General features: G+C 70.2%; 2 protein-coding genes and 1 pseudogene. All 3 read right to left on the reverse strand.

Going from position 1 to position 1775, the window contains the following annotated elements; all coding sequences use genetic code 11:
- Window positions 1–488: pseudogene (locus tag FKP22_RS29245) on the reverse strand (PLP-dependent aminotransferase family protein); the annotation flags it as partial.
- Entirely contained in the window at window positions 485–1228 is a 744-nt protein-coding gene (locus FKP22_RS29250) for an aspartate/glutamate racemase family protein (RefSeq protein ID WP_141291685.1), read from the reverse strand. The pseudogene FKP22_RS29245 and the gene FKP22_RS29250, both read right to left, overlap by 4 nt.
- The coding region (locus FKP22_RS29255; RefSeq protein ID WP_141291687.1) for an EamA family transporter at window positions 1225–1775 on the reverse strand (551 nt) is incomplete at its 5' end. The genes FKP22_RS29255 and FKP22_RS29250, both read right to left, overlap by 4 nt.

Below are 1775 nucleotides of genomic sequence, written 5' to 3' on the forward strand. Positions count from 1 at the left end.
GCGCGGATCGCATCGGGAATCGGGCCCTGGTCGTCGCTGGCCACGCTGGTGAACAGCGGCTCGAAGGGCGCAAAGGCCTGCAGCGCGCCGAGGTAGGTGGGGGTTTCGACGGCCACCGGCGCGCCAGCGTCCACCAGCACCTTGGCAATCAGGTCCAGCGCCTGCTGCGAGCCGGTGGTGATCAGCACCCGGTCCGGGGTGACCTGCTGGCCCTGCGCGTTCAGCGTGGCGGCCACCCATTCGCGCAGCGGGCCGTAGCCTTCGCTGGCGGCGTATTGCAGCGCTTCGCGCGGGCTGTCGGTCAGCACCTTGGCGCTGGCTTCGCGCATCGCTTCGATGGGGAAGGTGTCCGGCGACGGCAGGCCGCCGGCCATGGACAGAACGCCCGGTTGTTCGGTGACCTTCAGGATCTCGCGGATGATGGACGGGTTCATGCGCGCGGCGCGGTGCGCGAGCGTCCAGGGGCTTCCGGTGGTCTTGTCGGTCATGGCAGTTCCTTCGTTGTCTCAGGCGAATGGTCAGCAAGCATCCACTGCACGGCCGCCTGGGCGTGCAGGGTGGTGGTGTCGAACAAGGGCAGCGGCCAGCCGCCGGGTTCGGGGGGATTCTGCGGGTCGGTCAGCAGCGCGATCTCGGTGCAGCCGAGCACGATGGCTTCGCAGCCCTGCGCTGCCAGTTCGGCCATCATCTCGACGACCCGCTCGCGCGAGCCGCCCAGCACCTGGCCGCGGCACAGTTCTTCGTAGATCACGCGGTGCATCTCGGCGCGGCCAGCCGCATCGGGCACCACGGTTTCGATGCCATGCTGCTGCGCCAGGTGCTCGCGCAGGAAGCCGTCTTCCATCGTGAAGCGTGTGCCCAGCATGCCCACGCGGCGGTGGCCGGCGGCGCGCAGTGCGTTGCCGGTGGCGTCGCCAATGTGCAGCAGCGGCAGGCCGCCGAGTCCGGTGATGGCCGGCGCCACCTTGTGCATGGTGTTGGTGGCAATGATCAGGCCTTCGGCGCCGGCCATGCGCAGCTGCGCGGCCATGCGGCCCAGCAGTTCGCCGGCCTCGGCCCATGCGCCTGCGCGCTGCTGCGCCGCCAATTCGGCAAAGTCCACGCTGGCCAGCCGCAGGCTCGCGCTGTGCAGCCCGCCCAGGCGCGCGGCCACGCCCTGGTTCAGCAGCCGGTAATAGACCAGCGTCGACTCCCAGCTCATGCCGCCCAGCACGCCCAAGGTCTTCATGCGGCGCCTGCTTTCTTCGCCGCCACCGGCATGCGCTTGCCCAGCATCACCACGGCCAGCACCGCCAGCGCAAAGCCCAGCGTGTGCGGGCTCAAGGCCTCACCCAGCACCGGCACCGCGAGCAGCAGCGCAAGAAAGGGCTGCAGCAGCTGCACCTGGCTCACGCGCAGCGTGCCGCCCATGGCCAGCGCGCGGTACCAGGCGAAAAAGCCGACCCACATCGAGAACACTGTGACATAGGCGAAGCCACCCCAGGCTGCGGCCGACACTGCGTGCGTGGGCCAGCTCAATGCGGCCACCGGCAGCGTCACCGGCAGGCTCAGCACCAGCACCCAGCTGATGACCTGCTCGGCCTGCCAGCCGGCGCTCAGCCGTGCGCCCGAAACGTAGGCCACCGAGGCGCTGAGCACGGCCAGCAGCAGCCAGCCATCGGCCAGCACCAGTTGCCCATGGCCTTCCCAGGCGGCAAACACCAGCACCAGCGCGCAGCCGGCGCTGGCACACAGCCAGAAGCCCAGCGGCGCGCGCTGGCGCAGCATCAGCGCTG

The sequence above is a fragment of the Ideonella azotifigens genome, assembly GCF_006519715.1.
Lineage (GTDB): Bacteria > Pseudomonadota > Gammaproteobacteria > Burkholderiales > Burkholderiaceae_C > Ideonella > Ideonella azotifigens.